The sequence below is a fragment of the Enterobacter sp. SES19 genome (assembly GCF_011765665.1).
GTDB classification, from domain to species: Bacteria; Pseudomonadota; Gammaproteobacteria; order Enterobacterales; family Enterobacteriaceae; genus Enterobacter; species Enterobacter pseudoroggenkampii.
Window position 1 is genome coordinate 3,671,810 of record NZ_CP050320.1, and the last position, 21,772, is coordinate 3,693,581.

Annotated in this window: 23 protein-coding genes and 1 other annotated feature; of the genes, 10 read left to right on the plus strand and 13 right to left on the minus strand. The window is 54.3% G+C overall.

Translation table 11 applies throughout. The annotated features are described in order from the left end of the window. Nucleotides 1–595: 595 nt before the first annotated feature. From clpB to rluD, 3 genes are all read right to left on the minus strand, one after another. The gene (clpB, locus tag GXP72_RS17400; RefSeq protein ID WP_032646889.1) at nucleotides 596–3,169 is read right to left on the minus strand and encodes an ATP-dependent chaperone ClpB; all 2,574 of its coding nucleotides are present in this window, start codon (nucleotides 3,167–3,169) and stop codon (nucleotides 596–598) included. Between the two features lie 129 nt (nucleotides 3,170–3,298). Further along, a complete protein-coding gene (gene yfiH / locus GXP72_RS17405; RefSeq protein ID WP_090418264.1) occupies nucleotides 3,299–4,030 on the minus strand; it encodes a purine nucleoside phosphorylase YfiH in 732 nt (243 codons plus the stop codon). Then, a complete protein-coding gene (gene rluD, locus GXP72_RS17410; RefSeq protein ID WP_208763179.1) occupies nucleotides 4,027–5,007 on the minus strand; it encodes a 23S rRNA pseudouridine(1911/1915/1917) synthase RluD in 981 nt (326 codons plus the stop codon). Before rluD ends, yfiH begins: the two co-directional genes overlap by 4 nt. Nucleotides 5,008–5,138: 131 nt before the next feature. Between rluD and bamD the strand changes: the two genes are divergently transcribed. From bamD to pheA, 4 genes are all read left to right on the plus strand, one after another. After that, a complete protein-coding gene (gene bamD / locus GXP72_RS17415) occupies nucleotides 5,139–5,876 on the plus strand; it encodes an outer membrane protein assembly factor BamD (protein WP_023308867.1) in 738 nt (245 codons plus the stop codon). 268 nt (nucleotides 5,877–6,144) lie between these two features. Continuing rightward, nucleotides 6,145–6,486 (plus strand): ribosome-associated translation inhibitor RaiA, encoded by a 342-nt coding sequence (gene raiA, locus GXP72_RS17420; RefSeq protein ID WP_003863162.1) that lies wholly within the window; start codon nucleotides 6,145–6,147, stop codon nucleotides 6,484–6,486. A 110-nt stretch (nucleotides 6,487–6,596) separates the two neighbouring features. Next, nucleotides 6,597–6,722: a sequence feature (Phe leader region), on the plus strand. Next, nucleotides 6,598–6,645 carry a pheA operon leader peptide PheL gene (gene pheL / locus GXP72_RS17425; RefSeq protein ID WP_100249759.1) on the plus strand — a complete coding sequence of 16 codons (48 nt, stop codon included), beginning with the start codon at nucleotides 6,598–6,600 and terminating at the stop codon, nucleotides 6,643–6,645. Its footprint overlaps the feature before it by 48 nt. Before the next feature lie 30 nt (nucleotides 6,723–6,752). Then, nucleotides 6,753–7,913: a bifunctional chorismate mutase/prephenate dehydratase gene (gene pheA / locus GXP72_RS17430; RefSeq protein ID WP_208763180.1), complete on the plus strand. Its 1,161-nt coding sequence runs from the start codon at nucleotides 6,753–6,755 to the stop codon at nucleotides 7,911–7,913. Here pheA and GXP72_RS17435 read toward each other — a convergent pair. The 3 genes from GXP72_RS17435 to aroF are packed head-to-tail and all read right to left on the minus strand — an operon-like array spanning nucleotide 7,910 to nucleotide 11,046. Then, nucleotides 7,910–8,782 carry an SMP-30/gluconolactonase/LRE family protein gene (locus GXP72_RS17435; RefSeq protein WP_208763181.1) on the minus strand — a complete coding sequence of 291 codons (873 nt, stop codon included), beginning with the start codon at nucleotides 8,780–8,782 and terminating at the stop codon, nucleotides 7,910–7,912. The genes pheA and GXP72_RS17435 overlap by 4 nt on opposite strands. A 60-nt stretch (nucleotides 8,783–8,842) precedes the next feature. After that, complete coding sequence (tyrA, locus tag GXP72_RS17440; RefSeq protein ID WP_024908344.1) at nucleotides 8,843–9,964, minus strand: bifunctional chorismate mutase/prephenate dehydrogenase; 1,122 nt, start codon at nucleotides 9,962–9,964, stop codon at nucleotides 8,843–8,845. A gap of 11 nt (nucleotides 9,965–9,975) precedes the next feature. Then, entirely contained in the window at nucleotides 9,976–11,046 is a 1,071-nt protein-coding gene (gene aroF / locus GXP72_RS17445) for a 3-deoxy-7-phosphoheptulonate synthase AroF (RefSeq protein WP_024908343.1), read from the minus strand. Between the two features lie 214 nt (nucleotides 11,047–11,260). Here aroF and GXP72_RS17450 point away from each other — a divergent pair, with 214 nt between their 5' ends. The 4 genes from GXP72_RS17450 (at nucleotide 11,261) to GXP72_RS17465 (ending at nucleotide 14,036) form a co-directional block, all read left to right on the plus strand. After that, entirely contained in the window at nucleotides 11,261–11,635 is a 375-nt protein-coding gene (locus GXP72_RS17450; protein ID WP_024908342.1) for a DUF2799 domain-containing protein, read from the plus strand. Between the two features lie 138 nt (nucleotides 11,636–11,773). Then, entirely contained in the window at nucleotides 11,774–12,325 is a 552-nt protein-coding gene (locus GXP72_RS17455) for a YfiR family protein (RefSeq protein ID WP_244319927.1), read from the plus strand. Next, entirely contained in the window at nucleotides 12,318–13,538 is a 1,221-nt protein-coding gene (gene dgcN / locus GXP72_RS17460) for a diguanylate cyclase DgcN (protein ID WP_024908340.1), read from the plus strand. The genes GXP72_RS17455 and dgcN overlap by 8 nt, the downstream gene beginning before the upstream one ends. A 12-nt stretch (nucleotides 13,539–13,550) precedes the next feature. Next, nucleotides 13,551–14,036, plus strand: a complete 486-nt coding sequence (locus tag GXP72_RS17465) for an OmpA family protein (RefSeq protein ID WP_024908339.1) — start codon at nucleotides 13,551–13,553, stop codon at nucleotides 14,034–14,036. 2 nt (nucleotides 14,037–14,038) lie between these two features. On the opposite strand, the gene GXP72_RS17470 is transcribed toward GXP72_RS17465, so the two are convergent. From GXP72_RS17470 to ffh, 7 genes are all read right to left on the minus strand, one after another. After that, nucleotides 14,039–15,409: a PepSY-associated TM helix domain-containing protein gene (locus tag GXP72_RS17470; RefSeq protein ID WP_208763182.1), complete on the minus strand. Its 1,371-nt coding sequence runs from the start codon at nucleotides 15,407–15,409 to the stop codon at nucleotides 14,039–14,041. A 39-nt stretch (nucleotides 15,410–15,448) separates the two neighbouring features. Continuing rightward, nucleotides 15,449–15,853 (minus strand): DUF2946 domain-containing protein, encoded by a 405-nt coding sequence (locus GXP72_RS17475; RefSeq protein ID WP_024908337.1) that lies wholly within the window; start codon nucleotides 15,851–15,853, stop codon nucleotides 15,449–15,451. A 132-nt stretch (nucleotides 15,854–15,985) separates the two neighbouring features. Next, nucleotides 15,986–16,333 (minus strand): 50S ribosomal protein L19, encoded by a 348-nt coding sequence (gene rplS, locus GXP72_RS17480; protein ID WP_002914145.1) that lies wholly within the window; start codon nucleotides 16,331–16,333, stop codon nucleotides 15,986–15,988. A 43-nt stretch (nucleotides 16,334–16,376) separates the two neighbouring features. After that, nucleotides 16,377–17,144, minus strand: coding sequence for a tRNA (guanosine(37)-N1)-methyltransferase TrmD (gene trmD / locus GXP72_RS17485; protein WP_008502493.1), 768 nt, complete (start codon nucleotides 17,142–17,144; stop codon nucleotides 16,377–16,379). Between the two features lie 31 nt (nucleotides 17,145–17,175). Continuing rightward, nucleotides 17,176–17,715: a ribosome maturation factor RimM gene (rimM, locus tag GXP72_RS17490; protein WP_032645319.1), complete on the minus strand. Its 540-nt coding sequence runs from the start codon at nucleotides 17,713–17,715 to the stop codon at nucleotides 17,176–17,178. Between the two features lie 15 nt (nucleotides 17,716–17,730). Further along, complete coding sequence (gene rpsP / locus GXP72_RS17495; RefSeq protein WP_003863133.1) at nucleotides 17,731–17,979, minus strand: 30S ribosomal protein S16; 249 nt, start codon at nucleotides 17,977–17,979, stop codon at nucleotides 17,731–17,733. Between the two features lie 116 nt (nucleotides 17,980–18,095). After that, a complete protein-coding gene (gene ffh / locus GXP72_RS17500) occupies nucleotides 18,096–19,457 on the minus strand; it encodes a signal recognition particle protein (protein WP_014884878.1) in 1,362 nt (453 codons plus the stop codon). A gap of 166 nt (nucleotides 19,458–19,623) precedes the next feature. Between ffh and GXP72_RS17505 the strand changes: the two genes are divergently transcribed. Both GXP72_RS17505 and GXP72_RS17510 read left to right on the plus strand, forming a co-directional pair. Further along, nucleotides 19,624–20,415 carry an inner membrane protein YpjD gene (locus tag GXP72_RS17505; RefSeq protein ID WP_014884879.1) on the plus strand — a complete coding sequence of 264 codons (792 nt, stop codon included), beginning with the start codon at nucleotides 19,624–19,626 and terminating at the stop codon, nucleotides 20,413–20,415. An 18-nt stretch (nucleotides 20,416–20,433) separates the two neighbouring features. Next, on the plus strand, nucleotides 20,434–21,720 hold the full coding sequence (locus tag GXP72_RS17510; protein ID WP_032640969.1) for an HlyC/CorC family transporter: 1,287 nt from the start codon (nucleotides 20,434–20,436) through the stop codon (nucleotides 21,718–21,720). Nucleotides 21,721–21,772: the final 52 nt, after the last annotated feature.

Consider the following 21,772-nt stretch of genomic DNA (forward strand, 5'->3'; position numbering starts at 1 on the left):
GCTACCGTTTCCAGTAGTTATCCCCCTCCATCAGGCAGTTTCCCAGACATTACTCACCCGTCCGCCGCTCGTCACCCGAGAGCAAGCTCTCTGTGCTACCGCTCGACTTGCATGTGTTAGGCCTGCCGCCAGCGTTCAATCTGAGCCATGATCAAACTCTTCAATTTAAGTTTGATGCTCGTGAATTAAACTTCGTAATGAATTACGTATGTTCACTCAGAGACTTGGTATTCATTTATTGTCCGAAGACATTAAGAATCCATGTCACTTTGAGTGCCCACACAGATTGTCTGATAAATTGTTAAAGAGCAGTGCCGCTTCGCTTTTCGCTGCGGCGCGGGGTGTGCATATTACGCTTTCCCGCTTCAGAGTCAAGCGTTTATTTTCGCTATTCTCTGCTGACCCGGCGGCGTGCGTGCCGTTGTTCCGTGTCAGTGGAGGCGCATTATAGGGAGTAATTCCGAACCTGCAAGGATAAAGTGAAATTTATTTACTGACTGCTCACTTTCCAGGCAAAACCGACTCCAGACCTCAATTTTCGCCTGGTTTTTAAACAAAAACGAGCCGCAAGCGGCTCGTTTTTGCGTTTTGTGACTTACTGCACTGCCACAATGCGATCGTCGTTGGCTTCCAGACGAATAACTTTGCCTGGAATCAACTCTCCGGAGAGGATCTGCTGCGCCAGTGGGTTTTCGATCTGCTGCTGGATAGCACGTTTCAATGGACGCGCACCGTAAACCGGATCGTAACCATTCTCGCTCAGCAGCTTCAGCGCCTCGTCGGAGATGTGAATTTCATATCCACGTTCTTCCAGACGTTTGTACAGACGCTGCAGCTGGATCTGCGCAATCGACGCAATGTGTTTCTCACCCAGAGGATGGAATACCACCACTTCATCAATACGGTTGATGAACTCCGGACGGAAGTTATGGCTCACCACACCGAGCACCAGATCCTTCATATGGCTGTAGTCCAGTTCACCGAAACGTTCCTGAATCAAATCAGAACCCAGGTTCGAGGTCATAATGACAACCGTATTACGGAAGTCGACCGTTCTCCCCTGCCCGTCGGTCAGACGCCCATCATCCAGCACCTGCAACAGGATGTTGAACACATCCGGGTGTGCTTTTTCCACTTCATCCAGCAGGATGACGGAATAAGGACGACGGCGAACCGCTTCCGTCAGGTAACCGCCTTCTTCATAACCGACATATCCCGGAGGCGCACCGACCAGACGCGAGACGGAGTGTTTCTCCATAAACTCGGACATGTCGATACGCACCATCGCATCGTCGCTGTCGAACATAAAGTTAGCCAGCGCTTTACACAGCTCGGTTTTACCGACACCGGTCGGCCCCAGGAACAGGAACGAACCGATAGGACGATTAGGATCGGAAAGCCCCGCACGGCTACGGCGAATAGCGTTCGATACCGCTTCAACCGCTTCGTTCTGACCAATCACACGATTGTGGAGATCGTTCTCCATGCGCAGCAGTTTTTCACGCTCGCCTTCCAGCATGCGCGCCACCGGAATACCGGTCCAGCGAGCAAGCACTTCCGCGATTTCTGCATCCGTCACCTTATTACGTAACAGACGCATCGTTTTCCCTTCTGACTGCGTCGCTATCTCAAGCTGTTTTTCCAGCTCAGGAATTTTGCCGTACTGCAGTTCAGACATCCGCGCCAAATCGCCGACACGGCGAGCCTGCTCAATGGCAATTTTTGCCTGTTCGAGTTCAGCTTTGATGGTCTGCGTGCCGGAAAGGGATGCTTTCTCGGCTTTCCACTCTTCTTCCAGCTCAGAATACTGGCGCTCTTTATCGTCCAGTTCTTCATTGAGCATATCGAGGCGTTTCTTACTGGCTTCATCAGACTCTTTCTTCAGCGCCTGCTGTTCCAGCTTGAGCTGAATGATGCGTCGGTCGAGTCGGTCCAGCTCTTCCGGCTTCGAGTCAATTTGCATACGAATGCTCGACGCCGCTTCATCAATCAGGTCGATCGCTTTATCCGGCAACTGACGGTCAGCAATATAACGATGCGAAAGCGTCGCCGCCGCAACGATGGCCGGGTCAGTGATCTGCACGTGGTGGTGCAGTTCATAGCGCTCTTTCAGACCACGCAGGATCGCGATGGTATCTTCAACGCTTGGTTCAGCAACAAACACTTTCTGGAAACGACGCTCAAGAGCAGCATCTTTCTCAATGTACTGACGATATTCGTCCAGCGTAGTGGCACCGACGCAGTGAAGCTCACCGCGCGCCAGCGCAGGTTTCAGCATATTCCCGGCATCCATCGCGCCGTCTGCTTTACCCGCGCCGACCATGGTGTGCAGTTCATCGATAAACAGAATGACGTTGCCTTCCTGCTTCGCCAGGTCGTTAAGCACGCCTTTCAGGCGCTCTTCGAACTCGCCGCGGTATTTCGCACCGGCCACCAGCGCGCCCATGTCCAGCGCCAGCACGCGGCGGCCCTTCAGGCCTTCCGGCACTTCACCGTTGACGATACGCTGCGCCAGCCCTTCAACAATGGCGGTTTTACCGACACCCGGTTCACCAATCAGCACCGGGTTGTTCTTGGTACGACGCTGCAGTACCTGAATGGTACGGCGGATTTCTTCATCACGGCCGATAACCGGGTCAAGTTTGCCCTGTTCAGCACGCTCGGTCAGATCGACCGTAAATTTCTTCAAAGCCTGACGTTGGTCTTCGGCTCCCTGATCGTTCACGCTTTCACCTCCGCGCATTTTCTCAATCGCCTGAGTCACATTGGCGGTGGTCGCACCGGCAGATTTCAGCAGGTCGGTCAAGGTACCGCGTGATTCAAGCGCCGCCAGAACAAATAGCTCTGACGAAATAAAGTTGTCCCCACGTTTTTGCGCCAGCTTGTCGCAAAGGTTCAGCACGCGCACCAGATCCTGCGACGGCTGAACGTCGCCGCCGGTCCCTTCGACCTGCGGCAAACGGCTCAGCGCCTGATCGATAGCGGTGCGTAACTGGCCAGCATTAATGCCAGCGGACGTTAATAAAGGACGTACCGATCCCCCTTCCTGATTCAGCAAGGCGCTCATTAAATGAAGAGGTTCGATAAATTGGTTGTCGTGCCCCAGTGCGAGGGACTGGGCATCGGCGAGAGCAAGCTGGAATTTATTAGTAAGACGATCCAGACGCATAACTCCTCCCATAACAGGTCAAATTTGCTACTGGAGATTAAATGAGGTCATCCCTCAATTATTCAAGGTTAATGACCTGAATTATGTGAAAAGAAAACGGCACGTACCGGATCGTCTTGATTCTTTAGGTTATATCAGCCAAATAAAACTTGCCATACGACCAGTGGTCTTGTCGCGGCGATAAGAGAAAAAATCACCCTTTTCGGTGAATGTGCAGCGATCGCCGCCGGAGATCTGCGTTACGCCCACGTTATTCAAACGCTGACGCGCAAGCTGGTAAATATCGGCCAGATATTTATCTCCAGAAGGCAGGAAGGCGTCCACCGCTTGCGGATCTTTATCCATAAAGGCGTCGCGGACCTCTGGGCCCACTTCAAAAGCGCGAGGACCAATGGCCGGGCCAAGCCAGGCCATAATATTGGCGGGCTCATCCTTAAAACAGGCGACGGTTTCTTCCAGCACGCCTTCACACAGTCCACGCCAGCCCGCGTGTGCTGCAGCCACCTCGGTACCTGCACGGTTGCAGAACAGCACTGGCAGACAATCGGCGGTCATTACGGCACAAACGGTTCCCGGAGTATTGCTGTAAGAGGCATCAGCGCGTTTAGAAGCATAGGGTTCTCCCGTCAACTTCAGCACCGCCTTGCCGTGAACCTGTTCCAGCCAGACTGGCTTCGACGGCAAGTTCCCCGCAGCAAACAGACGCCTGCGGTTCTCTTCCACGTGTTCCAGGTTGTCACCACAGTGCGCACCGAGGTTCAATGACTCCCACGCGCCCTGGCTAACACCGCCAGTGCGGGTTGAACTGCAGGCAGCCACGCCAGCAGGCAATGGCCACTCCGGGACAATCAGTTTGGTCATAACCAGTCCACTTGGTCCTTATGTTCTTCGAAATCAGCACGCATGGCGTCAATAAGATCCACCATATCCTGAGGGATAGGCGCATGCCACTCCATCTGAATGCCGGTGATAGGATGGTAAAGACGCAGCATCGTCGCGTGCAGCGCCTGACGATCGAATTTACGCAATACGCTGATGAACTCATCCGATGCGCCTTTAGGCGGACGCGGACGGCCACCGTAGACCTGATCGCCCACCAGCGGATGGGTAATGTGGGCCATATGCACACGGATCTGGTGAGTACGCCCGGTTTCCAGACGCAGACGCAGGCGCGTATGAATACGGAAGTGTTCCATAATGCGATAGTGCGTCACCGCCGGTTTACCCATCGGATGCACCGACATATGGGTACGCTTGGTTGGGTGACGGCTGATAGGCTCCTCCACCGTTCCGCCAGAGGTCATATGCCCAATGGCTACCGCTTCATACTCACGGGTGATTTCGCGCAGCTGCAGCGACTCCACCAGACGTGTCTGAGCAGGAACGGTCTTCGCCACCACCATCAAACCCGTGGTGTCTTTATCCAGACGGTGCACGATGCCCGCGCGCGGGACATCCGCGATCGGTGGATAGTAATGGAGAAGTGCGTTAAGTACCGTACCGTCAGGGTTCCCCGCGCCCGGATGAACAACCAGGTCGCGCGGCTTGTTGATCACCAGAATGTCATCATCTTCATAGACGATGTCCAGTGGGATTTCCTGCGGCTCGAAGCGGATTTCCTCTTCGATTTCAGCATTGATGGCGACAGCTTCCCCACCTAACACCTTCTCTTTTGGTTTGTCCCAGATCTTGCCGTTTACCATCACGCGCTGGTCAAGGATCCATTCTTTTATGCGTGAACGCGAATAATCAGGGAACAATTCGGCCAAAGCCTGATCTAAGCGTTGACCGAGCTGATTTTCGGAGACTGTTGCGGTGAGTTCTACTCGTTGTGCCATAAACTGCTTCTTCGTTTAACGTTGGGTTTTACGGCTTTGCCGTTTAATATAGTGTGCTATTGTAGCTGGTCTTAATCGGGAGCAGGAACAGAGTTTCTCCCGGACAAACATTTGAGGAAAGTCAAAACGTCATGACGCGCATGAAATATCTGGTGGCAGCGGCCACGTTGAGCCTGGCTTTGGTGGGCTGCTCCGGTTCAAATGAACAGGTCCCTGACAATCCGCCGAATGAAATCTATGCGACTGCACAACAAAAGTTGCAGGACGGTAACTGGAAACAGGCGATAACGCAACTGGAAGCGTTGGATAATCGCTATCCATTTGGTCCGTATTCGCAGCAGGTACAGTTAGATCTCATCTACGCATACTATAAAAATGCCGATCTGCCGCTGGCTCAGGCAACCATCGATCGTTTCATGCGTCTGAACCCGACTCATCCTAACATCGACTACGTGATGTACATGCGCGGCCTCACCAACATGGCGCTGGACGACAGTGCGCTGCAGGGCTTCTTCGGCGTGGATCGTTCCGACCGTGACCCGCAGCATGCGCGTGATGCCTTCAATGACTTCTCCAAGCTGGTGCGCGGCTATCCGAACAGCCAGTACGTGACCGACGCCACCAAACGTCTGGTGTTCCTGAAAGATCGTCTGGCGAAATATGAATACTCCGTGGCGGAATACTATACCCGCCGTGGCGCATGGGTTGCCGTGGTTAACCGCGTAGAAGGTATGCTGCGTGATTACCCGGATACTCAGGCAACGCGCGACGGCCTGAAGCTGATGGAAAATGCTTACCGTCAGATGCAGATGACCGCTCAGGCTGAAAAAGTGGCGAAAATCATCGCCGCGAACAGCAGCAACACCTGATTTTGCCTCAATGCAAAACGGCAGCCCGAAGGCTGCCGTTTTTTTATTCGTTTCTGAGCGTCGCTGAAGCGCGTTAGCCTCAACACATCCTGTCAACTATGGCCCCAATTTATGCCTTCTACAAGGTAAATCTCACCTCTTCCTGCCCTGCCTCACAAAAAAGATTCCCTGACAAAAACCGACAAAATAACGTGATCTAAATCACACATTTTGACATTAGGTCGGGTATGCTGGAATCACCAAGACGGAAAGACAAGAGGTAAAATTTATGACAATGAACATTACCAGTAAACAAATGGAAATTACTCCGGCAATTCGCCAGCACGTCGCAGACCGTCTCGCCAAACTGGATAAATGGCAAACACATTTGATTAATCCACATATCATCCTGTCCAAGGAGCCGCAGGGTTTCATCGCTGACGCAACTATCAATACTCCAAACGGCCATCTGGTCGCCAGCGCAAAACACGAGGATATGTACACCGCTATTAACGATTTGATCAACAAGCTGGAACGGCAGCTCAATAAAGTGCAACACAAAGGTGAAGCCCGTCGCGCCGCAACATCGGTGAAAGACGCCAGCTTCGCGGAAGAAGTTGAAGAAGAGTAATCCTTTAAATTGAGTGTACCGCCAACGCGCCTTCGGGCGCGTTTTTTGTTTTTTATTGACAGGGTGAAAACAGTACGGGTACTTTAACGGTATCACTCACAGGATGACTTTATGAAACTTACGCCGTTCTTCTTCGCATTCTTTTTTACCTTCCCCTGAACGGGAGGCGTTTCGTCGTGTGATAAAGAATGCGAAGACGAACAACAAGGCCTCCCACACCGGGGGGCCTTTTTTATTGATAACGATAAAATGAGACAGGCAACACTATGACACCGGAAAACCCGTTACTGGATCTGCGAGTAAAAATCAGCGCGCTGGATGAGAAACTGCTGGCGCTGCTGGCCGAACGCCGTACTCTTGCCGTTGAAGTGGGCAAAGCCAAACTGGACTCCCATCGCCCGGTTCGTGATATCGACCGCGAGCGGGATCTGCTGGAGCGTCTGATCCAGCTCGGCAAAGCGCATCACCTCGATGCCCACTACATTACCCGGTTGTTCCAGCTCATCATCGAAGACTCCGTTCTGACCCAGCAAGCGCTACTCCAGCAGCATCTCAATAAAACCAATCCACACTCTGCGCGTATCGCCTTCCTCGGGCCCAAGGGCTCCTATTCTCACCTGGCCGCACGTCAGTATGCCGCACGCCATTTCGAAGAGTTTATTGAGAGCGGCTGTGCGAAGTTTGCCGACATTTTTAACCAGGTCGAAACCGGCCAGGCGGATTACGCCGTGGTGCCGATTGAAAACACCAGCTCCGGCGCCATCAACGACGTCTACGACTTGCTGCAGCACACCAGCCTGTCGCTGGTCGGCGAGCTGACGATCCCTATCGATCACTGCGTGCTGGTCTCCGGCTCAACGGACCTGAACACGATCGAAACGGTCTACAGTCATCCGCAGCCGTTCCAGCAGTGCAGCCAGTTCCTGAACCGCTATCCGAACTGGAAAATTGAGTACACCGAGAGCACCTCGGCGGCGATGGAAAAAGTGGCGCAGGCGAACTCCCCCACCGTCGCTGCGCTCGGCAGCGAAGCGGGCGGCGCGCTGTATGGGTTACAGGTGCTGGAACGCAACCTGGCAAACCAGACGCAAAACATTACCCGCTTCGTGGTGCTGGCCCGCAAGGCAATCAATGTGTCTGACCAGGTACCGGCCAAAACCACGCTGCTGATGGCTACCGGCCAGCAGGCCGGTGCGCTGGTTGAAGCCCTGCTGGTACTGCGTAATCACAACCTGATCATGACCCGGCTGGAATCGCGCCCAATCCACGGTAACCCGTGGGAAGAGATGTTCTACCTCGATATCCAGGCCAACCTCGAGTCTGCTTCCATGCAGAAAGCCCTGCGCGAGCTAGGCGAGATCACACGTTCCATGAAGGTGCTGGGCTGCTACCCGAGCGAAAACGTCGTGCCGGTCGATCCGAGCTAACGTTCGATAAAGCGGCTTTTCTTCATCCCTGCCACGTTAACCGGCAGGGTGAAGATGGCGCCGGAGAGCGGATACTTCGCCACCTCTTCTGCATCCATATTTTCCCGCGTGGTGGTAATAAACAGCGTTTTCATGTCATCGCCGCCAAAGCAGAGCATCGTCGGGCAACGTACCGGCATGCGGTATTCTTCCAGTTGCTCCCCTTGCGGTGAAAAACGCGCAATCCGCCAGCCGTCAAACAGCGCGCTCCAGTAGCAGCCTTCCACGTCCATCGCCGCGCCGTCCGGAATTCCTTCACCCCCTTTAAACTGACGAAACACCTCACGCCTGCCGGGTTCGCCCTGCTCATCAAGCGGGGTACGGTAGATCACACCGTTTGGCGTGTCTGAGGTAAACATCCACTGCTTATCCGGGCTAAACGCTAAGCCATTGTGACCGTGAATATCGCACTGGATCACCTTCGGCGTCAGGTCGTTGTCGATGCGCATCAGCAGGGCGCCGTTGTAATCTCCCGGTCCCCAGAACGTGCCCGCATAGAACCGGCCCTGATGGTCGGTGCCCCCATCGTTAAAACGCGCCAGCTGCGGGTTAGAGGGGTTATCGCACACCTTGCGCTGCAGAAGGCCATGCTTATCGGCAAGCCAGATGCCATTGCGCATGGCGACGATAAACCCGCCGCGCTCGCGCAGCGCGAAACAGCCCACCTCCTCGTGAAAAGAAAGCACGGTGTGTTCCGCCGTCGGCAGATGGTAGCGGTGGATCTCTCCTTCCAGAATATCGGCCCAGTAGAGCGCGTGCTCGTCGGCGCTCCACGTCGGGCATTCAGGCAAATGCCCGGTGTAATTCAACAGCAGCTGCGGTTCGGCCATGACAGTTCCCCAAAATGAAAAAAGCCAGCGATGCTGGCTTTCAGTATATACATCATCGCATTACTGGCGACTGTCATTTGCCTGGCGCAACAGCGTCCGGCTCTCACTCTGGAAGCGCTGCGCGTAATCGCCAAACCAGTGCTCGACCTTGCGGAAGCTGTCGATAAACGCCTGCTTGTCTCCGTGCTCCAGCAGCGTAATGGCTTCCCCAAAGCGCTGATAGTAGCGCTTAATGAGCGCAAGGTTGTTCTCGGAGGACATAATAATGTCCGCGTAAAGCTGCGGATCCTGCGCGAACAGGCGGCCGACCATCGCCAGCTCCAGACGATAGATCGGTGAAGAGAGTGCCAGCAGCTGTTCAAGCTGCACGTTCTCTTCCGCCAGATGCAGACCGTAGGCAAACGTCGCAAAGTGGCGCAGCGCCTGAATGAACGCCATGTTCTGATCGTGCTCGACCGCGCTGATGCGGTGCAGTCGCGCACCCCATACCTGAATCTGTTCCAGGAACCACTGGTAGGCTTCCGGCTGACGACCGTCGCAGTAAACCACCACCTGCTTAGCCAGGCTGCCGCTGTCCGGGCCAAACATCGGGTGCAGACCCAGCACCGGGCCGGTATGTGCAGCCAGCATGGCCTGTAGCGGACCATTTTTGACAGAGGCCAGATCCACCAGGATGCAATCTTTCGGCAAAGGAGGCAGCTTTTCGATGATCTGCTCCGTCACGTGGATCGGCACGCTGACGATAACCATCCCGGCATCTTTCATGAGTTCCGGTGCCTGCGCCCAGTCCTCTTTTTCCAGAATGCGCACCTGATAGCCAGACAGCGTCAGCATTTTTTCAAACAGACGCCCCATCTGCCCTGCACCACCGACAATCACCACCGGACGCAGGGACGGGCAGAGAGTTTTAAAACCCTTGTCGTTTTCGCTGGAATAGGACTCCCGCATCACGCGACGCAGAACATCTTCTATCAGGTCCGGCGAAACGCCCAGCGCCTGCGCCTCTTTGCGACGGGAGGCCAGCATGGAGGCCTCGCGCTCCGGGACGTAAATCGGCAGGCCGTATTTGCTTTTCACCTCACCGACTTCGGCAACCAGCGCCATGCGGCGCGCCAGCAGATCCAGCAGCGCCTTATCCACTTCATCAATTTGATCGCGCAGTGCGGTCAATTCAGCAACCATAACTAAACCTCTTAAGCCAGACGCGTCGCCAGCTGGCCGTTCAAATCTTTGTGGATCTCACGCAGCAGCGCATCGGTCGTCTCCCAACTGATGCAGGCATCCGTCACGGAGACGCCGTGCTTCATGGCACTGCGCGGTTGTTCAGATGACTGATTGCCTTCATGAATATTGCTCTCAATCATCAGACCGATAATCGAACGATTGCCATCTTTGATCTGTGCGACCACGGATTCCGCAACCGCTGGCTGGCGACGGTAATCTTTATTCGAATTACCATGACTGCAATCTACCATCAGTGCCGGGCGCAGTCCCGCCTGCTCCATCTCTTTTTCACACTGCGCCACGTCCGCCGGGCTGTAGTTCGGGGCTTTCCCGCCGCGCAGGATCACATGGCCGTCCGGGTTGCCCTGCGTTTGCAGGAGGCATACCTGGCCCGCCTGGTTGATACCGACAAAACGGTGCGGCATAGCTGCAGCACGCATGGCGTTGATCGCCGTCGCCAGGCTGCCATCGGTACCGTTTTTAAAACCAACCGGCATCGACAGGCCCGACGCCATCTCGCGGTGGGTTTGCGATTCCGTGGTACGCGCGCCAATCGCGGACCAGCTGAACAGATCGCCCAGGTATTGAGGACTATTAGGATCCAGCGCTTCGGTTGCCAGCGGCAGCCCCATGCTGACCAGCTCCACCAGCAGGCGACGCGCAATCTTCAGGCCTGCTTCCACATCAAACGAGCCATCCATGTGCGGATCGTTAATCAACCCTTTCCAGCCGACGGTAGTACGTGGCTTCTCAAAATAGACGCGCATCACCAGATAGAGGCTATCGCTGACCTCCTCCGCTAATGTTTTAAATCGACGAGCGTACTCAATGGCGGTTTCAGGATCGTGAATGGAGCAAGGACCGCATACCACCAGCAGGCGCGGATCGCGGCCGGCGATAATGTCAGAAATGGTCTGACGCGAGTGCTCAATCTGAGCCTCCTGCGCGACGCTCAGCGGAAATTCTGCTTTCAGTTGATCCGGAGTAATTAAAACCTGTTCGTCAGTGATATGTACGTTGTTCAGCGCGTCTTTTTGCATGATGGCGATCCTGTAAAGCTCGTTTGCGATAGTTGTTTTCCTCAAAGAGGTGAAACCACGATACCATAAAAAGTAAACATTTCAATCCAAAATACGTACACATTAGTTTACATAAGCCAATTTATTGCAAAAATCAGCCGATAAAAACGTAAACTTTAAATTACATACAGGTTTTCTTTAGCCAGGCTATGCTGAAGAAAAAAGGAGAATGGCTATGCGTTCAATTGCTCTCGCGCTGTTGTCGCTGTTTTTAACGGGCTGTCAGATCAATCCTTACACCTTCCAGCCCGACTGGACCAGCCCATCCTGGTTTGATGCCGGTAAAGAAGACGCCATGAATGGCCTGCCGGTTAAAGATAACCAGGCCCTGGCCGATAGTTTTAACGACACGCACGTTGATCGTAGTGAATATCTTCGCGGCTATGCCGATGGTCAGAAGAAAGTCTGCGAAGAAGGATTTATCCATGCCTGGGGATTAGCAGGGAAATCTTTCCCTGCCAGCTGCGATACTGCCGAAAACGCGGCAACACTGCGTGCATCATGGCAGAAAGGGATGGATGAAAGTATGCGCTCCAGCAGACTCAATTAAGTCTGTTTTTATCCACCGGAAAATACACAACAGTAGGATTTAGCTTAGGTTGGCCTCATGCTATTTCTGACATAATGACGGATCTGATAAACAATGGTATTCTGCCCGCAACTCTTAAGGACGTCTATTTCCGGAGCGATGTGGCGGATTCTGGTGAGAAATTCATTCTTGATCTCTTTATTCCGACTCACTCTGGTGTTAATGCTGTTCCTTATGGTGGGCCCAACGACGGCAGGCGCACTTACGGAAACGGATAAATCGGTACGCTCAATTGTCTCAGGCATTGTGAGCTATACGCGATGGCCGTCACTTACCGGGCAACCTAAACTCTGCGTCTACGCCACTTCTCACTATACGCATGCCCTCAGCGGCGACGAAGGGCACAACGAGTTACCTTATACCCCCGTTATTGTACGTAACGATCGGGAAGCCCTGGCCGCGACGTGCGATGCGATTTATTTCGGATCTGAATCACCGGCAAAACAACTTGAATTAATAAGTCAATATCAGGGCAGAGCGTTGCTATTAATCTCAGAGCAAAATCCGGAATGTGTAATTGGCAGTGCCTTTTGCCTGATGATCGATCGCGGCCAGGTACGGTTTTCCGTCAACCTGGATGCATTGACGCGCAGTGGCGTAAGAGTCAATCCGGATGTATTAATGCTGGCACGGAATAAGCAGCATGGATAAAGATTTCACTTCAACATCACGTCCGACGTTTAAAAGAACATTGAGGCGAAACAGCATGATAAGCGTCATTATCACCATGACGTTAATATGGCTGTTGCTCTGTTTTGCCTCCGTCGTAACCTTAAAACAATACGCGCAAAAGAATCTCGAATTAACCGGCGCCACAATGAGCCACAGCCTGGAAGCCTCGCTGGTTTTCAACGACTCGCTGGCGGCCAGCGAAACGCTTGCCGCCCTGGGCAAACAGGGGCAGTTTGCCGTGGCCGAGGTGATTAACGCGCATAAAAAGCGGTTCGCCTATTGGTCCTGGAACCCGGAGGATAACAACGACACGCTGGGTGCACTGGTCAGCCGCTGGCTTTTCCCCGTACCGGTTGCGCAGCCCATCATGCATAACGGCTTAACGATCGGCGAAATCCGCCTTACCGCGCGTGACAGTCTGATCAGCCATTTCATCTGGATGTCGTTTGCCGTTCTGACCGGCTGCATTCTCTTTGCCGCCGTCGTCGCGTTCATCATTACCCAGTCTTTGCATCGTGGGATGGTTACGGCCCTGCAGAACATTACCGACGTCGTGCATGACGTACGTACGAACCGCAACTTCTCCCGCCGGGTGAAAGATGGCCGTATCGAAGAATTTCACCAGTTTGGCGAGGACTTCAACAGTCTTCTGGATGAAATGGAAGAGTGGCAGCTCAAGCTGCAGGCGAAAAACGCCCAGCTGTTGCGTACCGCCATGCACGACCCGCTTACCGGTCTTGCCAACCGTGCGGCATTTCGTAACAGCATTGCAGCCTTAATGAACGACCCTTCAGCCAAAACAAACTCGGCCCTGCTCTTCCTCGACGGTGATAATTTTAAGTTTATTAACGACACTTGGGGACACGCGGCAGGAGACTGCGTGCTGATTGAAGTCGCCAGCAGGATGATGGAGTTTGGCGACAAACGTCACCAGGCATACCGGCTTGGCGGTGACGAATTCGCCATGGTGCTGTACGGCGTGCACTCTGAGCTTGAGGTTCAACACATTTGTGCTGCGCTTTCGCAGCAATTTATCCGTCCGTTTGATCTTCATAACGGACAAAAAGCATCGATGTCACTCAGCATTGGCTTTGCTCTGGCGTGGGAAAATGCTTCCGTGGAAGCATTACTGGAGAGGGCTGACCGCAACATGTACCAGGTTAAAAACCAGCGTACGAAAACAATAAGTTAGAAAGGAAATTCTATGTTAAAACGTTACTTCGCGCCGATAGTACTGGCCTCACTGATTCTGGCAGGCTGTCAGTCGCCGCCGGAAGGCAAATTCACTCCTGAGCAAATTGCGGCGATGAAGTCTTACGGTTTTAACGAACTGAACGGTGACTGGTCACTTGGCATATCGGACACCATCCTGTTTGATAAAAATGACGCCAGGCTGCGCCCGGAGAGTGAAACACAGATCCAGTCCATGGCCTCTCGCCTGGCGGAAACCGGGCTGAACCACGCGCGAATGGACGGTCACACGGATAACTACGGGGAAGAAAGCTACAACGAAGCGCTGTCGTTAAAACGCGCCAATGCGGTGGCCGAAGCCTGGGCTAAGGGTGCAAATATCCCTCGCAGCAATCTCACCACGCGGGGATTAGGTCAAAAATACCCGGTTGCGAGTAACAGTACCCCACAAGGGCGCGCTGAAAACCGCCGCGTCGCAGTGGTTATCAGCACGCCATAGGGTTATTTAGCGGATGATTCGGCGAGCGTCACCCTGGTTGCCGCTCGCCAGCGCAGCCAGTCCACCAGAACAAACAGCGCCAGACTCGCGCCCATGACCGGCAGGGCCAGCCCCAACAGTACGCTGGTTACTACCGCAACGCCTCTTCCCCATCCTGACAGCGCCAGCCAGCTCTGACAAAGCGTTTGTACCGGACTCACTGCCGATTGCGCCGGACGACGGATCCACCACATCCGGTATCCCCAGATAATGAGCACGCACAGGGAAAGACCAAACGCCACGAGCAGCAGCTGATTTACCAGCCCAAATAAGATCCCCATATGGAAATCCACGCCCCAGCGGGTCAGTTTTGCCATTAGCGGGAAATCCTCGAATCGGGTTCTGTCCAGAACCTGCATCGTAGAAGGATCAACCGCAACGGCATCGACCTGGGTCGGCCAGCTGCGATCGATTTCCGTCACGGTCCAGGCACGATCCATCGTTTTCGCCGGGCGGATCTCCAGCCTGTTGGCATCAATCCCCGCTTTACGCGCCGCGCTTAACACTCCGTCAAACTGCGTCAAATCCATCGCCATTTCCGGCATCATCATCCCGCCGTGATGACCACGGTGTTCGGCATGTTCATCCATAACCTCATGTTGGCCGGATAGCGTCGTGTTCACCTGCGGGGTGAGCCAGTTCATCTCTGCCCGCAGCTTATCCACGTTCTCGCCAGCCCACTGGGACCAGGTCAGGCCGGTTGCGGAGAACAGCAGCATTCCACCCAGCAGAACCCAGCCCAGCGTCACGTGCACCCGACGCCGGTTCTGGAAGCGATTGTTGATCCGCCGTTTGGGTCGGGTATAAAACCACAGGGCAACACCGCCCAGCGCGGCAACCCACATCCACGAGGCCGCAAGCTCGCTGTAAAGGCGCCCAATGTCGCCCAGCATCAGAGAAGTATGCAGGTAATCAATGGTCTGACGCAGGGGTAAAATCCCGCTGGTGCCGTATACCGTCAGATCTCCCAGCACCGCCAGGCTCACCGGATCGATAAAGATAGCCCGGTTCTCCGATGGCCCAAGTTTCGGGTCAGCGAACATCACGCGGGTGGTTTCGCCCTCAACCAGCCCCGGACGCACGGCGTGCAAACGTAAATCTGATCCAACGGTTTTTTCCGCCGCGGCGATTTGTTCTGCCAGAGGCTGCGGCTCGCCCACGGAATCCGCGTGGAGCGCGTGCCGGTAGAGTGCGTTTTCCAGCTGCGGGGTCGCCACATATAGCGTCCCGGTCAGCGCGGCGAAGAAGATAAACGGGCCGACAAACAGCCCGACGTAGAAATGGAGGCGACGCAGCAGGTTTCCCCATGCCGCGCGCGGAGTGCAAGTAGTCATACTTTTCCTTTTTAAGGCAAAAAGTTATCGATTTTGTTTTTAAAGGGAAAAAGCAGACTGTCGCGGCGGCGCGCGGGTATCAGGGTAAAGCCAGGGGAAGAAGTGCCAGTGGTTGACCGCCTGACGCGGCGGCTTAACGCGAAGCCTCTGCAGCACCACGCTGAGCAGGATGATGAGCGCCAGCATCACGCCAGGGACATGCGCTAACAGCACGCAGTAACCGCACGCTTCAGCATGGTCGACAGGCATCGTGTGCGGCATATCGCCGTGATGCTCGTCCATCGACATCATGCTCATGTCATGATGCATGCCCGGCATGGCGCTCATGGGATCTTTCTGCAACGAGACGGAGATAAGCGGTGCTACCACGATCAGCAGGATCGCGAACAGCGCGGTCAATGCCGCTGCGCGTTTCCGGTCAGGCTGATGCAGTACGTTATCCACTTCCCCTCCATTCAAGAGGCAAGCATTGTAAATGATTTATGACAAAAGGGTTAACGCGAGAGGTGCGATGGGATAAAAAAAGGGCCAGCCTTTCGGCCAGCCCTTTCTAACAGGATGTCGCTTAAGCGAATCTTAGTTCAGACGCTCTTTAATACGAGCAGACTTACCAGTACGCTCACGCAGGTAGTACAGTTTAGCTTTACGTACAGCACCACGACGTTTAACAGCAATGCTGTCAACTACCGGAGAGTGAGTCTGGAAGACACGCTCAACGCCTTCGCCGTTGGAAATTTTACGAACAGTGAATGCAGAGTGCAGACCGCGGTTACGAATAGCGATAACCACGCCCTCGAATGCCTGCAGACGTTTTTTGGAACCTTCAACAACCCATACTTTCACTTCCACGGTGTCACCTGGACGGAAGGAAGGTACGTCCTGCTTCATCTGCTCTTGTTCAAGTTGCTTAATAATGTTGCTCATAATTTAATCTCTTATCCTGGGTAAACTGATATTCGGGAGCGTATTACGCATTCCCATCATGTTCATGCTGCTGTTGCGCGTGTTCAGTTTTGAACTCGGCCAGCAACTTTGCTTGCTCTTCAGTCAGAGCCAGGTTTTCCAGAAGTTCAGGTCTTCTAAGCCAGGTTCGGCCCAGCGACTGCTTCAAACGCCAGCGACGTATCTCGGCATGGTTTCCAGACAGTAACACTGCCGGTACTTCCATCCCTTCTAACACTTCAGGACGAGTATAGTGTGGACAGTCCAGCAACCCATCGGCAAAGGAATCTTCCGTTGCCGAAGCTTCATGGCCCAGAACCCCCGGAATGAACCGGGCGACGGAGTCAATCAGCGTCATTGCCGGTAACTCACCACCGCTGAGAACGTAATCACCGATAGACCATTCTTCGTCAATCTCGGTTTGGATTACGCGCTCATCTATCCCTTCGTAGCGCCCACAGACCAGAATCAGCTTTTGATTCGTCGCCAGTTCGCTCACGCCCGCTTGATCAAGCTTGCGTCCCTGAGGTGACAGATAAATCACCTTTGCGCCTTCACCTGCCGCGGCTTTTGCTGTGTGAATGGCGTCCCGTAAGGGTTGCACCATCATTAGCATCCCCGGTCCGCCGCCGTAAGGACGATCGTCCACGGTACGGTGCCGGTCATGAGTAAAGTCACGAGGACTCCAGCTCTGGATGCTCAGCAGGCCATTCTTTACTGCCCGGCCAGTTACCCCGTAATCGGTAATCGCGCGGAACATTTCAGGAAACAGGCTAATTATGCCAATCCACATAGCGCCGTCTTTTACCGTTTATCCGGAGAATTTAAAAACCAGGATCCCAATCTACTTCAATGGTTTGAGTAGTGAGATCGACTTTCTTGATAACCTGTCCATCGAGGAACGGGACCAACCGCTCCTTGATGCCAAATGCATCTTTCAGGTTTGCCTTAATGACGAGAACGTCATTCGACCCGGTTTCCATCATATCGATGACTTTCCCCAGGCTGTAGCCTTCGGTAGTGACTACCTGGCAACCCATAAGGTCTTTCCAGTAGTAGTCGCCCTCTTCCAGCTGTGGCAACTGCGACGAATCCACGACAATTTCACAATTAGTCAGCGCATTCGCGGCATCACGATCGTCAACGCCTTTCAGCTTGATGATGATGTCCTGATTGTGGTGACGCCAGCTTTCCAGCTCGACCTCTTCCCACTTACCGCCTTTCTGGATAAACCAGGGCTGGTAATCAAAAATGCTATCAGCGTCTTCAGTGGAGGAAAACACTCTGAGCCAACCACGGATACCGTAGCAAGAACCCATTTTTCCCAATACGATCGGTTCAACAGGTACTTTATTGCTCATCATGACCACCGTGACAGATTAAGCTGCTTTGTTTGCTGCTTTGATCAGCGTAGCAACGCGATCGGAAACAGTAGCGCCCTGGCCAACCCAGTGAGCGATACGATCCAGATCCAGACGAGTTTCTTCTTCTGCGCCAGCGGCCAGTGGGTTGAAGAAACCAACGCGCTCGATGAAGCGACCGTTGCGTGCATTACGGCTGTCAGTCACAACAACCTGGTAGAACGGACGCTTTTTAGCGCCGTGACGTGCTAAACGAATAGTTACCATAACATCCTCTTGTGTGAATAAAACAACCGGGCCCCATCGAGGAACGGAGCCCGGGTGTCATATTAAAAGCCCGAAAATTTTACTCATTTTCGGGCAAAAAGCAATCTCAAAAGCGATTAACGCCCTGGAAAACCGGGAGGCATCATCCCTTTCATGCCGCGCATCATCTTCGCCATGCCGCCTTTCTTCATTTTCTTCATCATGCGCTGCATGTCGTCGAACTGTTTCAGAAGGCGGTTAACGTCCTGCACCTGCATGCCGCAACCGGCTGCGATACGGCGTTTACGGGAACCTTTGATGATATCCGGGTTTGCGCGTTCTTTGAGGGTCATCGAGTTGATGATCGCCTCCATACGCACCAGCACCTTGTCATCCATCTGCGCTTTCACGTTGTCAGGGATCTGGCCCATGCCCGGCAGTTTGCCCATCAGGCTGGCCATGCCGCCCATGTTTTTCATCTGACGCAGTTGCTCAAGGAAGTCGGTGAGATCGAAACCGTCACCTTTTTTCAGCTTGCTGGCCAGCTTCTCGGCCTGCGCGCGGTCAACCTTGCTCTCGATATCTTCGATCAGCGACAGTACGTCGCCCATGCCGAGAATACGGGAGGCAATACGGTCCGGGTGGAACGGCTCCAGCGCTTCGGTTTTCTCGCCCACGCCGAGGAATTTAATCGGCTTACCGGTGATGTGACGAATAGAGAGCGCCGCACCGCCGCGGGCGTCACCGTCCACTTTGGTCAGCACCACGCCGGTTAACGGCAGCGCTTCGTTAAACGCTTTCGCGGTATTCGCCGCATCCTGACCGGTCATGGCGTCGACAACGAACAGGGTCTCTACCGGGTTGATAGAGGCATGCACCTGCTTGATCTCGTCCATCATCGCTTCGTCGACGTGCAGACGACCGGCGGTATCCACCAGCAGCACGTCATAGAATTTCAGCTTCGCCTCTTTCAGCGCGGCGTTAACGATGTCGACAGGCTTCTGCGCCACGTCGGACGGGAAGAAATCCACGCCAACCTGCTCTGCCAGGGTTTCCAGCTGTTTGATCGCCGCCGGGCGATAGACGTCCGCAGAGACCACCAGCACTTTCTTCTTGTGCTTTTCACGCAGGAACTTACCCAGCTTACCGACGCTGGTGGTTTTACCCGCACCCTGCAGGCCCGCCATCAGCACCACGGCCGGTGGCTGAGCCGCCAGGTTAAGCACCTGGTTCTCTTCGCCCATCGCCGAAACCAGTTCATTACGAACGATTTTGACGAACTCCTGACCCGGGGTCAGGCTCTTGTTAACTTCATGACCAACCGCCTTCTCTTTTACGCGGTTGATAAAATCGCGAACAACCGGCAACGCGACGTCTGCTTCCAGCAGCGCCATGCGCACTTCGCGCAGCGTTTCCTTGATGTTCTCTTCAGTAAGGCGTCCGCGGCCGCTGATGTTGCGCAGCGTGCGCGACAAACGATCGGTTAAATTATCAAACATTGTCTCTCGCCTGAGTAGAAACGTTGGGCCGCCATGGGCGACACATACACAGAATTTTGCCGGAGTATAACATGAAGGCGTCTTTGTTGTTATGCAACGGTTGGAGCAGGCGTCACGTAACGTTATACTGCTTCTCTTTCTTATTAAGACAACTGTCGATGCCTATATGCCTGTTTTCGCACTGATCGCCCTTGTTGCCTACTCTGTCAGCCTCGCGCTGATCGTTCCCGGACTGCTGCAAAAAAACAGCGGCTGGCGGCGCATGGCTATTCTTTCTGCGGTCATCGCACTGATTAGCCACGCCTTTGCGCTGGAATCACGCATCATTCCCGGCGACGGCAGCGTGCAAAACCTGAGCGTCCTCAACGTCGGCTCGCTGGTCAGCCTGATGATCTGTACGGTGATGACCATCGTCGCGTCTAAAAATCGCGGCTGGCTGCTGCTGCCGATTGTCTACACCTTCGCGCTGATCAATCTGGCCCTCGCCACCTTTATGCCTAATGAGTTTATTACGCATCTGGAGGCTACCCCGGGGATGCTGGTGCACATCGGCCTGTCGCTCTTTGCCTACGCGACGCTGATCATCGCCGCGCTTTACGCCATGCAGCTCGCATGGATTGACTATCAGCTGAAAAACAAAAAGCTGGCCTTTAACCATGAAATGCCGCCGCTGATGGTCATTGAGCGCAAGATGTTCCACATCACCCAGGTGGGCGTGGTGCTGCTGACGCTGACGCTCTGCACGGGCCTGTTTTACATGAAGAACCTGTTCAGCGTGGAGAATATCGATAAAGCGGTGCTCTCCATCATCGCGTGGTTTGTCTATATTGTCCTGTTATGGGGCCATTATCATGAAGGCTGGCGCGGTCGTCGCGTGGTCTGGTTCAACGTCGCGGGTGCGGGCATTCTCACCCTTGCCTATTTTGGCAGCCGCTTCATACAGCAATTTGCTGGCTAAGAAACAAAGGAGTTCCCCCTGGAACACATCTCTACCACCACGCTGATCGTTACGCTGATCGTCATGGTGGTCATCTCCGCCTATTTCTCCGGCTCGGAAACCGGCATGATGACCTTAAACCGCTACCGGTTACGGCATCGTGCTAAACAGGGTAACCGTGCCGCACGCCGCGTTGAAAAACTGCTCCGCAAGCCGGATCGCCTGATAAGCCTGGTGCTCATCGGCAACAACCTCGTCAACATTCTGGCCTCTGCCCTCGGCACCATCGTCGGGATGCGCCTGTACGGCAACGCCGGGGTGGCGATTGCCACCGGCGTGCTGACGTTCGTGGTGCTGGTGTTTGCCGAAGTGCTGCCGAAAACCATCGCCGCGCTTTACCCTGAGAAAGTCGCCTACCCGAGCAGCTTCCTGCTGGCACCGCTGCTGATCCTGATGATGCCGCTGGTCTGGCTGCTGAACATGGTGACGCGCGTCCTGATGCGGATGGTGGGAATCAAAGCCGACGTCACCATCAGCAGCGCGCTCAGCAAAGAAGAGCTTCGCACCATCGTGCATGAATCCCGCTCGCAGATCTCCCGGCGCAATCAGGACATGCTCCTGTCGGTGCTGGATCTGGAAAAGGTGAGCGTGAACGACATCATGGTGCCGCGTAACGAAATCGTCGGTATCGACATCAATGACGACTGGAAAGCCATCGTTCGCCAGCTGACGCACTCCCCGCACGGGCGCATTGTGCTCTATCGCGACTCGCTGGATGACGCCATCAGCATGCTGCGCGTGCGCGAAGCCTACCGTCTGATGACCGAGAAAAAAGAGTTCACCAAAGAGGTGATGCTGCGCGCCGCCGACGAAATTTACTACGTGCCGGAAGGAACCCCCCTCAGCACGCAGCTGGTGAAATTCCAGCGTAACAAGAAGAAGGTTGGCCTGGTGGTCAATGAGTACGGCGATATTCAGGGGCTGGTGACGGTCGAAGATATTCTGGAAGAGATTGTCGGGGACTTTACCACCTCAATGTCGCCTTCCCTCGCGGAAGAGGTTACCCCGCAAAACGACGGATCGGTGCTGATTGACGGCAGCGCGAACATTCGCGAACTCAACAAAGCCTTTAACTGGCATTTGCCGGAAGATGAGGCTCGCACCATTAACGGGATGATTCTGGAAGCGCTGGAAGAGATCCCGGCGGCGGGCACGCGGGTGCGCATTGAGCAGTACGATATTGATATCCTGGACGTGCAGGACAATATGATTAAGCAGGTGAAAGTCCTGCCCGTTAAACCCCTGCGCGAAAGTATCGCGGAGTAGGTTGTAGGCCGGGTAAGGCGAACGCCGCCACCCGGCACTACGGATGGCTAAA

Excerpts from the sequence above, each read along its gene's own strand:
- ffh (WP_014884878.1), bottom strand. The coding sequence starts at position 19,457 with ATGTTTGATAATTTAACCGATCGTTTGTCGCGCACGCTGCGCAACATC.
- bamD (WP_023308867.1), top strand. The coding sequence starts at position 5,139 with ATGACGCGCATGAAATATCTGGTGGCAGCGGCCACGTTGAGCCTGGCT.
- GXP72_RS17455 (WP_244319927.1), top strand. The coding sequence starts at position 11,774 with ATGTGGCGGATTCTGGTGAGAAATTCATTCTTGATCTCTTTATTCCGA.
- rpsP (WP_003863133.1), bottom strand. The coding sequence starts at position 17,979 with ATGGTAACTATTCGTTTAGCACGTCACGGCGCTAAAAAGCGTCCGTTC.
- tyrA (WP_024908344.1), bottom strand. The coding sequence starts at position 9,964 with ATGGTTGCTGAATTGACCGCACTGCGCGATCAAATTGATGAAGTGGAT.
- aroF (WP_024908343.1), bottom strand. The coding sequence starts at position 11,046 with ATGCAAAAAGACGCGCTGAACAACGTACATATCACTGACGAACAGGTT.
- GXP72_RS17435 (WP_208763181.1), bottom strand. The coding sequence starts at position 8,782 with ATGGCCGAACCGCAGCTGCTGTTGAATTACACCGGGCATTTGCCTGAA.
- dgcN (WP_024908340.1), top strand. The coding sequence starts at position 12,318 with ATGGATAAAGATTTCACTTCAACATCACGTCCGACGTTTAAAAGAACA.
- rplS (WP_002914145.1), bottom strand. The coding sequence starts at position 16,333 with ATGAGCAACATTATTAAGCAACTTGAACAAGAGCAGATGAAGCAGGAC.
- trmD (WP_008502493.1), bottom strand. The coding sequence starts at position 17,144 with ATGTGGATTGGCATAATTAGCCTGTTTCCTGAAATGTTCCGCGCGATT.
- clpB (WP_032646889.1), bottom strand. The coding sequence starts at position 3,169 with ATGCGTCTGGATCGTCTTACTAATAAATTCCAGCTTGCTCTCGCCGAT.
- GXP72_RS17470 (WP_208763182.1), bottom strand. The coding sequence starts at position 15,409 with ATGACTACTTGCACTCCGCGCGCGGCATGGGGAAACCTGCTGCGTCGC.
- GXP72_RS17505 (WP_014884879.1), top strand. The coding sequence starts at position 19,624 with ATGCCTGTTTTCGCACTGATCGCCCTTGTTGCCTACTCTGTCAGCCTC.
- yfiH (WP_090418264.1), bottom strand. The coding sequence starts at position 4,030 with ATGACCAAACTGATTGTCCCGGAGTGGCCATTGCCTGCTGGCGTGGCT.
- rimM (WP_032645319.1), bottom strand. The coding sequence starts at position 17,715 with ATGATGAGCAATAAAGTACCTGTTGAACCGATCGTATTGGGAAAAATG.
- raiA (WP_003863162.1), top strand. The coding sequence starts at position 6,145 with ATGACAATGAACATTACCAGTAAACAAATGGAAATTACTCCGGCAATT.
- GXP72_RS17450 (WP_024908342.1), top strand. The coding sequence starts at position 11,261 with ATGCGTTCAATTGCTCTCGCGCTGTTGTCGCTGTTTTTAACGGGCTGT.
- GXP72_RS17465 (WP_024908339.1), top strand. The coding sequence starts at position 13,551 with ATGTTAAAACGTTACTTCGCGCCGATAGTACTGGCCTCACTGATTCTG.
- rluD (WP_208763179.1), bottom strand. The coding sequence starts at position 5,007 with ATGGCACAACGAGTAGAACTCACCGCAACAGTCTCCGAAAATCAGCTC.
- pheA (WP_208763180.1), top strand. The coding sequence starts at position 6,753 with ATGACACCGGAAAACCCGTTACTGGATCTGCGAGTAAAAATCAGCGCG.